Origin of the sequence: Bradyrhizobium sp. 521_C7_N1_3 (assembly GCF_052075975.1) — a bacterium.
Taxonomy (GTDB): domain Bacteria; phylum Pseudomonadota; class Alphaproteobacteria; order Rhizobiales; family Xanthobacteraceae; genus Bradyrhizobium; species Bradyrhizobium japonicum.
In genome coordinates this window covers 3075594-3084782 of record NZ_CP197232.1, presented here as the reverse complement: position 1 = coordinate 3084782, position 9189 = coordinate 3075594, and the positions used below count along the sequence as shown (strand labels likewise).

The 9189-nt window shown below is 58.1% G+C and carries 10 protein-coding genes and 2 pseudogenes; 5 read left to right on the top strand and 7 right to left on the bottom strand.

The annotated features are described in order from the left end of the window. Positions 1-713: 713 nt before the first annotated feature. Positions 714-986, bottom strand: coding sequence for a hypothetical protein (locus AB7008_RS14160; protein ID WP_249147036.1), 273 nt, complete (start codon positions 984-986; stop codon positions 714-716). Positions 987-1053: 67 nt separating this feature from the next. On the opposite strand from AB7008_RS14160, the gene AB7008_RS14155 reads away from it, so the two are divergent. The 4 genes and pseudogenes from AB7008_RS14155 to AB7008_RS14140 all read left to right on the top strand — a co-directional run bounded on the left by AB7008_RS14155 (position 1054) and on the right by AB7008_RS14140 (position 3290). Then, positions 1054-1317 (top strand): hypothetical protein, encoded by a 264-nt coding sequence (locus AB7008_RS14155; RefSeq protein ID WP_249147037.1) that lies wholly within the window; start codon positions 1054-1056, stop codon positions 1315-1317. 86 nt (positions 1318-1403) lie between these two features. Further along, positions 1404-1959: pseudogene (locus tag AB7008_RS14150) on the top strand (ATP-dependent DNA ligase); the annotation flags it as partial. A gap of 656 nt (positions 1960-2615) precedes the next feature. Beyond that, positions 2616-2774: a hypothetical protein gene (locus AB7008_RS14145; protein WP_212101995.1), complete on the top strand. Its 159-nt coding sequence runs from the start codon at positions 2616-2618 to the stop codon at positions 2772-2774. A 288-nt stretch (positions 2775-3062) separates the two neighbouring features. After that, the gene (locus AB7008_RS14140; protein ID WP_028156201.1) at positions 3063-3290 is read left to right on the top strand and encodes a hypothetical protein; all 228 of its coding nucleotides are present in this window, start codon (positions 3063-3065) and stop codon (positions 3288-3290) included. A gap of 271 nt (positions 3291-3561) precedes the next feature. Here the strand turns inward: AB7008_RS14140 and AB7008_RS14135 are convergent, their stop codons facing one another. The 6 genes and pseudogenes from AB7008_RS14135 to AB7008_RS14110 form a co-directional block, all read right to left on the bottom strand. Next, the gene (locus AB7008_RS14135; RefSeq protein WP_212101997.1) at positions 3562-4074 is read right to left on the bottom strand and encodes a PRC-barrel domain-containing protein; all 513 of its coding nucleotides are present in this window, start codon (positions 4072-4074) and stop codon (positions 3562-3564) included. Between the two features lie 128 nt (positions 4075-4202). Then, complete coding sequence (locus AB7008_RS14130; protein WP_212101999.1) at positions 4203-4424, bottom strand: hypothetical protein; 222 nt, start codon at positions 4422-4424, stop codon at positions 4203-4205. Positions 4425-4445: 21 nt separating this feature from the next. Beyond that, a pseudogene (locus tag AB7008_RS14125) lies at positions 4446-4940 on the bottom strand (glycosyltransferase); the annotation flags it as partial. Positions 4941-5684: 744 nt separating this feature from the next. After that, complete coding sequence (locus AB7008_RS14120) at positions 5685-5957, bottom strand: hypothetical protein (protein ID WP_212102001.1); 273 nt, start codon at positions 5955-5957, stop codon at positions 5685-5687. A gap of 33 nt (positions 5958-5990) precedes the next feature. After that, a complete protein-coding gene (locus AB7008_RS14115; RefSeq protein ID WP_148311907.1) occupies positions 5991-6272 on the bottom strand; it encodes a hypothetical protein in 282 nt (93 codons plus the stop codon). 273 nt (positions 6273-6545) lie between these two features. Further along, the gene (locus AB7008_RS14110) at positions 6546-7895 is read right to left on the bottom strand and encodes an alpha/beta fold hydrolase (RefSeq protein ID WP_080703842.1); all 1350 of its coding nucleotides are present in this window, start codon (positions 7893-7895) and stop codon (positions 6546-6548) included. Between the two features lie 322 nt (positions 7896-8217). Between AB7008_RS14110 and AB7008_RS14105 the strand changes: the two genes are divergently transcribed. Further along, a complete protein-coding gene (locus AB7008_RS14105; protein ID WP_148311906.1) occupies positions 8218-9186 on the top strand; it encodes a hypothetical protein in 969 nt (322 codons plus the stop codon). Positions 9187-9189 lie beyond the last annotated feature (3 nt).

The window sequence follows — 9189 nt, the reverse complement described above, 5'->3', positions numbered from 1 at the left end:
AATATGCCGCCGCCAAACTTGCAGGTGCGAGCCGCCCCGGGTGCGCAATAGATCCGAAATCAAAGAACCAGCCCGGCTTCCGGAGGCTATCAAGGCGCCGCTCGAAAGTTAATAACATATGTAAGCTGATCCGGGAAAAATAGGCAATTTTTTTTGGCTGCGCAATGTGCTCAAACGAACAGATACATTGCATGCACCTAGTAATCTGGAAACCGCTTGGTCTTGCCAAGGGCCAAGCATCCCCAAGCGGCCCCGGCCTTCACACACCCCAAAAGCCCCACGGCCGGGGCCGTCTTGGCAACTGGCCTGTTCGCGACCTAAGTGATCTACTTTGATTTTCCCAGTGGCCTAGGATAGTGACGTGATTTTAGATCAGCTCTAAAATTGTCCCCGCTTTGGAACGAGGCGGGGTTTTGGAGTTGGATCATGCGAGGATTTCGGGCTTACCTCATCGGGGAAGACGAGTACATAGCTCTGCGAGTTGACATTGAGGCGTCGGACGAAACGGCCGCAAGGGAGCGAGCCAAGCAGCTTGTAGACGGGCACGCAGTAGAGCTTTGGGAAGGGGCAACCAAGATCGCTAGGTTCGAACCCATCCGGAGGCACTAATGGCAGGTAAGGCGCCTTCTCATCGCTGGCGCATTGTTCGCGATGGGCGAAGATGACGCTACATTCGGGAGGGCGAGGCCCGGCGGTAACGCCAACCGCCAACCCTAGCGGGCTCGCTTGGCGGTTTTCTTAGCTTTCTTCTCGATCCGGACACCTTTGAATTTTTTCGCGGCCTTCTTCGCCGCGCTCGGCTTCTTCACAGCCATGAACTCGCCGGATGTCCTGTCGCGCTTCGTGAAGCCGGTAGCGCCGCCGATCGTCGTTTTGGTCTGCGAGCGTTTCTTCACGGCGCCCTTGCGGGCGTTATCGCCGGTCGGTTTGTTGACTGCCATGTTTCCTCCGCTGATTGCCCTCGCTATAAGGCGCAGCTGTAACAAGCAGTTCCGAGCCGGAACGAATCCTCTCAATTCCAATTGAATCCCGGTCTGTTGCGTGGAGTTGCGTATGCGTCAGTCCGGATGGACTCCTTCCATCGTGCCGGCCGATGAGCCGACCGTGTATCTGGTGGCGGATGATTTTGGGCGCGCAGGCAGCGCCTGGCGCGAAGCCGACATGGAAACGGCAGACCTCGAAACCGTCATTCAGGACCTGCTCACAGGCGAGTATCGCAGGTCAAGGTCATCGCGTTCAACACGTCAGAGCGCTGGTCTGAAGACGTCTCTGAGGACATTGCGCGCGAGATCCAGCACCGCTGTAACCTGCAACTGAGCGACGTCCCCTCGCACCTGCAGGAGTTCGTCCATCGCTACGCTGCCCAGGACACCCGGCAGTACAGCTTGCGCCTGGTGTAGACCATGGCGTTTCAACGAAAGAAGCCTGAAGCGCTCGGCGTCAAGGCGCCCTTCCCCGGCTTCGTTGAACCGGCGCTGGCGTCCTCGATCGACCGCGTGCCGGCAGGCGGGCGATGGATTCACGAGATCAAGTTCGACGGGTATCGCGTCCAGGTTCATCTCGCCAACGAAGCAGTGAAGGTTTTCACCCGCCGCGGTCACGACTGGACCCGCCGCTTCAAGAAGGTCGCCGACGACGCCTGGCACATCAAGGCGAGCTCGGCCATCATCGACGGCGAGATCGTGGTGCCGGCCGCCGATGGCAGCACCGATTTCTCCGTCTTGCAGAACGAGCTAAAGGGCACCTCGACCAAGATCGTGCTCGTCGCCTTCGACTTGCTGTAACTACGGCAGCGACATCCGGAAGGTGCCGCTATTCGAGCGCAAGGCGGCGCTGAAGAAGATCATCACCGGCAGCGACGTCCAGTTCAGCGAGAGTTTTGAGATCGACGGGGGCGAGATCTTTGCCCATGCCTGCAAGGTTGGGCTCGAAGGCGTCGTCTCCATCCATTCTTCAAGGGGCTTCGGGAGGACCTGTGATGGATGCCTGGCCGGCGCCGGAGTAGCTGAATGCCGCCTTACGCCGCGAACCGTTCCGAGAAGCCGCCGCCCGTGAGATCACCCGGTAGCCGCCGCTCCCGCTCAATCCGGCTTCAGAACTCGCGCTCAGGTTCGGTTTTTGCGCTTGCGAGGGAAGCGCCATGCGCAAAGGACGTCTTGAAATCGCGCGTGTTCCTCATTGTTACTTTTCTTTATAGTTTGGAGCAGCGAAGGGCTGGCGGACGGCTTCGAAGTGGGATCAGACGTACATCGCGGCACGGCCGTTCCGACCGATAACGAGAAATTCACGTTGTTGAGGGGCTGCAGGTTCAGGTGCGAAATCGACGTCCTGATCCGGGTCCGTTCCTGGTCGTTGACGTTCACAAACGCATTCACGTTCGTGTTCGACGAGCGATCGGCCGTGGTCTGCTGGCTGTTCGGCTGCTGGGCCGTGGTGGTTCCTACCCGTCGGGGACTGGGCCTGATTGGTGCCCGAAGCCGGAGCGTCCGGTTGTTCGCAGGCGCGTTGGTCTGCGCCTGGTTCGAAGGCGGATTGGTCTGGTTGGAGGGCTCCTCGTCTGCACCTTCTGGTCAAGTTGTTTCGAAGTCGGCGCCTGCGTGGTGTTGGTGCCGGAGTTGGACGTCTGGCCCGCAGCGCTCTGGCCGGCCGATGACGGAGGCTGCGTCTGGGCCGATTTCGTCGGAGGATTGGTCTGCGCGGATCCCGAAGAGGAGCTGGACGACGGTGTCGACGTCAAAGAGCACGGCGGCGGTGCCGATGTGGAATCCTGCTGACGCTGCGTAACCGACGGATTGGAGCTCGACGTGCTCGGAGAATATTGCGCGAGCGCCGAAGTCGCGAGCGCGACTGCGGCGGTCCCGAACAACACTGGACGAAGAGTCAGGTTCCAGAACGGGAAGTTTCGGCAAATGGGCTGAGACCGCGCTGCCGAAAATTCTTCAGTTTTCGGCGGAATCAGTCCGCGACGGAGCGGCGTCCCCTTCCAACTATCGGGAATAAACGGAACTTCGCGCGAGCCCCCTCGTTGGCAGTGACTACTTAAAAGCCATTGGAGGAAAACCATGAAGAAGCTCATCGTGTGCGGCGCTCTCGCTGCCTTCGCCCTCGGCACCCAGGCCGCCAGCGCCGCCGAGTTCTATATCGTTCGCGACGCGACCACCAAGAAGTGCACCGTCGTTGACACCAAGCCGACGACGACCACCACGACGGTCGTTGGCGACGGCGTCTTCAAGACCAAGACGGAAGCCGAGTCCGCCGTGAAGACCACTAAGGTCTGCACCGAGCAGTAAACGGCTATCGCAGGGCCAAAGCCGGCCTCGCGAAAACGTTCTGACAGCAATTGGAGGAGAGGATGCCTGTGCTAATTTTGTGGGCGTTCCCGCCGTGCTCGTTGTTGGCGGCGTCGGCTATTGGATAGTTCACAGGCACTGAGCGAACAGCAGCTGAAGGCTCGCCCGCACACCGGGCGAGCCTTTTTTGGGACCCTCTAGGCCGCTGGCCGCGACAGGCAGAAAACAGGGCCCCAGCATGGGGCCCTTTTTTCCGTAAGCTCTTGTTGCACTAATTGTAGTCCGAGTATTTGAACTGCGGGAGCGCCTTCAATTGCTCCTTGTTGCCGCTCATGACGGCGTGGTCGGGGACCCAATCGTTCGCATTGCGGTTCGTGGTGGTCGAAGCGGCGCCGGTGGTGGTGTCGCGCGAGGTGGTCGAAGTGCTGCTCGAGCTGGTCCGGACCGGCTCTTCGACGAACTTCAGCTTGTCCATTGATACGGCGATGTCGTGCTCGCCCATGCCGAGGAAGCCGCCGACGCCAATCACGACCGCGTTGATCTTGCCGCTCTTGTCGACGAGCAGTTCATTGATGTCGCCGAGCTTCTCGTTGGTCTCGTTGTAGACGTTCAGGCCCATCAGCTTCGAAGCGCGCCAATTTCCCTTGAGCGCCATCTTCGCATCGGCCGACTGGGCGCTGGCCGCCGCCGGCACGCCGCGATCGGCCGGCTGAGTGGACTGCGCGAACGCGGCGCCGCCGATCACGGCAGTGCCAAGCAGAGCGACGGCAAGAAAGTTTTTCATCGATTATCTCCTCAAACGTGAGCCGCACCCGTTCAGATGCCGAGCTCCCAACGTCCGCGATTGCCACTTGTTCCCAATCGCTATTTCAGTCGGAATATGTCCCCAAGGCTTCGATCCTGACCCAACCATTAGCGACGTTCGGTGGTCACGAGCCGGACGGAAGTTCCCTTGCCTTCAGAGCGGAGGCAAGCCTGCGAGAAATGCGGCCAAACCTGCTTCGAACAGTCTTCCGCGGGCTTCGCGGAGTCGCCGACCTGCTGGATCTTCGGCTGCGGAGGAGGCACCTCGTCCGCAAGAGCCGCCGTCGCGAGAAGAACAAAAGCCGCCGTCGCGGAAAGAATGGTTTTCATGCGAGCCTCCTGATCGGCAACTCAACGAAGAGACTCCGAAGCCGTTCCGACTGCGGGGCGAGATATGGCTGACCCTTTCTCGAATTCTTCGCGTCCGCCGCGAGCGAGCATCTCGCGATATCGGCTTTCGTACAGCTTCGCCATTCGGTTTGCGGCGAAACGCTCCTCGAACCGGGCGCGGACCACTCTTCTGTCCAGCCGGCCCAGTTCGTACACCGCCCTGATCGCCTGCTCCTCGTTATCCACGATAAAGCCAGTGACACCGTCTTCCACTACTTCGGGCACCGAACCCGCTCGGTAGGCAATCACAGGCGTCCCGCACGCCATCGCTTCGATCATGACGAGCCCGAACGGCTCGGGCCAATTGATCGGAAACAGCAAGGCAGCGGCCTCGGCAAGGAACGGCTGCTTCCTGATTTCGTCCACCTCGCCCACAAGTTGGATCTCCCCGCCATCGATGTCCGGCTCGAGCTTCTTCTTGAAGTAGGCCGTCTCTGCGCGAGGTATCTTGGCCGCGCCCTGGTTCAGAAAATGCGCGCTCTGAAAAATGAGATATTCGAAGCCTATATTACAGATAAAGCTCGAGCACTTTTCCAATGATTGGCCTTGCACCGGCAGAATTGCCTCCCCAGGCGGTCGCCCCGGCTCGCTCGCGCGGCCAGGATGTCACCCATACGCGCGGTTTCAGCAAGAGCTCGTCTGCGCTCGAAGAGCGCCTCAAGGGACTTCATCGCTCGTCGCCTTCGGCCACGTCGACGCGAGCAGCACCGAAATCGGTGGAGGAGCAGCTCTTCGATAGTCTTGCTTCGTTCAAGCTCCAGACGGCGGCTGTGGCGAGCCGTGTCAGCACTGGTCTCAGACTTCAGCGCGCCATCCTGTAAATAAGCGCCGAACTTTGACCCTAGGGGCTTGATCTTGGCCGCTATGTCCGCGTCCGTCTCGATGTCGAGCTGCGACATCTCGAGCATGGTCTTGGACGTGAAATTCTCCGACATGATCTCGGCGGCAAGCCTCGTCTATTCTGCGCTTCCCGGTGTGCGGGCTGACTGCCGTCCACACTGCCTTGCGGGCCTGCGTGAACTCGGGCAGGCAATGCCAGTACGACGCGACCCGCTCATGCGCGGCAATGGCGGTGCGATGCAAGGCCACATCGTCTTTGCCCCAGCGCGATGAGCGATCTCGATAGCCCGCTTGCCGCCCCTCTCCAGGTAATTCCACAGTGGCCGCTGGTACCGCCGAGGCTCCCAGCCGTTCGGCAGGCTAATCCGCAAAGCGCTTGATCTCGACGACCACAGCGCCGCCATTCTCGCCCGTCACCTGCATGGGCAGCACCTTACCCACCAAGGCCAAGAACGGGGCGTTGTTCTCTTTCTTCGCCTGCTTTTCCAAGAAGGCGACCAAACCGCCCTTCCCTCCAGCCTTCGTAGCGGCCTCGAGAATGGCATCCTTGAGCAGGGCCGTGGTCTTGTTTACCGAGCCCTTCGGGCGACCTGGGCCAGGCCCTGATAGGTTTTTGGCGCTTTCTTTATTCACATCGGCTCAGGCGGTTTGAGCGCCTGCCTCCGGTTACTTGATGATGGTGTCCCGCAGAGTGTCGATCGCGAGTTGCTGTTCCGGCGTCCGCGGCGTGTCGTCGATGATGGTGTAGGGCAGGATGACGAACCGGTCCGGCCCACGGTCGGCGACCGGGCCCTCTTGAGGCTGCCGCTCCACGACCATGGCAACGACGCTAGGAGCGACGGGAGCCGGCTTTCCAGGTCTCCCCATCATGTGGGCTTCCAGCGCATCACGGTAGGCCGTGACGGCCTTCGCGAAGACTTCCGGGATTCCTGTGAGGCTGAGCGGCACTTGGACAATCAGGTAATCGCCCGCGCTGAGCGCATCCTCCGGCAATGTAGCCGAGACCGAAAGCAGCCCCGACCATCATGACCGGCCGAAACGACAAAGCCCGCCGCGGAGGTCCGGGCGGGCGCAGTTCGGCATTCAATGTGATTTGCAGGTCAATAATAGCCGCGCGGCTGCAAAGGTCAAGATGGCGTTTAAGTTGTTGCCATATCGACTATCCCCGAGCGAGCGCCGATAGGCATGCGAAGATGGCCGCCCACATAGTCCATGCGCCCGCTAAGGCGTCAGCGCCAACGGCCGACCGGCCATTTGCTCTCGTATTGATTGGACGATCAAGCCTACAGCTTGCGGGTCGTCATAGATCTTCACGTGATTGAACAGCGCCCGCCCTTCGATCAGTTCAGAACGGGCACCTCCATCCGGAATCATCGAAATGGCAACACCGCCTACTGCAGCATTGAAGAACTCGCTCCGATTCCGCACCTGATCTAGCACACCCATTGCGACGAATATTGCAACGCGAATTGCGCCGACGACCATCAAGCTAATGAATACTGTTTCGATCAGTATCGCGACGATGAACATACTGGCGATCAGCAACGATACCGAAAATTCGAACGCGACCCAGACGTAGTGATCAAACTCTCTGAGAGCGGCGAAAAGAATCGATTCGCGTACGCCGAGGCTTGGCCAAATGGCATTGACGATCCCCAAGAGCGTTCCTGCTCCCACCCGTATTGCAAGCATTGCAAGAATTGCAAACCGGACAACCAGACCAAGCCCGATTAAAAGCCAATCGATAGGCTTGGCCTTCGAAAGAGCCCATGTAAATCCCAAGACGCACATAAAGAACGTTTGATGGACCAAGGACATAAGGTTAACGACAATCGATAGGGCTTGGAAGGCCTCATCCTGCGAGTATGCAAGTACGAGGGTCATCTGTTGGCCAGCGCGATGCTTCCTATCGTCCTCCACACCGGAAGCTAGGAGATCAACAAGAATGCGCCAGAGACGCTTGAAAAGGACGAACGGCGCAACCCAAATCAACACCAAGATTGGAAATTGCCAAAAGTGGAAAGTCCCACCCATCAGCGGGATCTGATAATCTCTTGGGACGAACTTTTCCTGGAGCAGCGAGACCAATAGGAAATAGGTTATCAAGAAGCCGAGCAGGCAAAAGCTGGGGAAACTCGACTGAATATCTGCCGGCAACAACCTGAAGATTTCCCTGACGTCAAACCGACGTACCGTGTTCAAAAACGGCGTTGCCATTAGGATCGGTCTAACAGACCTTCTATGATCATCGGAAAGACCCTCGAGAGCCCTCATGGCGACATTGCCGCCATGGCTGTGCGCTAGGAGAAACACTAAGCGCCCCGGCGCTTCCAATTCACGCTGAATAAGCCGGGTAAGACGATTGGCCGCTTCGATTCGATCGCGAACACGGTTACGACCCGACCAGCAATATCGATGAAATGCAACCACGCCAGGAATTTCCCGCGTAATAGCTGCTACGAGCGTGGACCTGTCCGGCATTGTCCAAGAAGACTTTGTTGCCCAGGTCCCGTGAATCAAGATGATCAGCGGCTCCTGCGCACGCGGAAACTGATCTTCGACGTTCGCCACTTGCCTACTCGCGCGACAATATTACGAACCGCAAATTCGCCACTCATGCGGTCTCGCTTTTCGTCTATGGCTATTGACGAATGACAGTCCAATCGACTGTCACGCGATGACCCGCGAGAATTCCATGCTCGTTGAAGTAGCGACTATAGAAATGACAATTGTACGCAATCAAGATGCCTTACCGCTTCTGCGTTCATCCGTCGCAGTTACGTAAGAATCGATGGCTGACCTACCTCTTCGCGGTCCAAAACGTCGCACCAAGGTAGACTTGGAAAGACCGAAGTTCGAGCCCACATCGATCCAGCTCACCAGGAGGTTGGCAATGGGTGACAAGCGCGACAAGGACGCCGAGGCCGACGCGAACTTTCTCAAGGAGCTCACGTCCAACGATGAAGCCTTGGCAAAACGCTGGGAGAAGGCGACGGGCGGAAAACTTAGCAAAATTATCACGGCGAAGACCCTCGACGATATTGTTTTTCCGACTGTAAGCGCAGAGGAAGGAATCACGGGAAAGCAGGGAAAGGCCCTGGCTATGCTGTTCAGGGCTAAGTTGAGCGAACAGGCAAATGCTGACCTGCAAGCATGGGCCAGAATCGCTTACAAAAGGGATCTCTTTTTCAAGTCCTCAGCAAGAGCGTTAGTTAAAGCCGAAGACCTGAAGCTATTCAACGCCGCCTTAGGAATGGGAAATGTGGGTAAGATCAATTTCACCAGCCCTAAAACACACCTGGAATATACGCCTGATCTGTACGGCGCGATCAAGCTGCTCGTGAAAGACAGAAAGATCGATGTCTTCGAGGTAGACGCCGGACTCCTGTCAAATTTAGGTGGCCACTATCGCAGCGACATCGATCGTCTGATCTTGTATAAGGGATTTGCGCCTGACATGGCTATGATGCACGCAGTGCATGAATCCACGCATGCGATCCAGGACTGGCGGAACCTCTCCTGCGACGAAAATAACTTCATCGAAGCCGACGCCTTTATTGCAGGGGCTGTTGCTGCCCTGAGCGCAAATAAGAATTTCGTAGGGTTGGAGTATGAGGCCGCGCAAAAAAAAGCCGCGAACTTGGTCATGGACGGACAAGCCACCCGAATGAGCAAGGACTGGAGCAAGGCTTACGATGGTGTGTTGAAAGCGGTGAACGCGGACCCCACCTATAAAGGCACGATAGGAGTTAGGTACGAGGGATCTGACCAAGAGAAGTCTAAAGACGAGGAAGCAGCTTTGAAAGATGCCTCCCTCTACTTCCAAACGAAGCAACTTTTGAGAGGTCGTCGGCCTCGATAACAT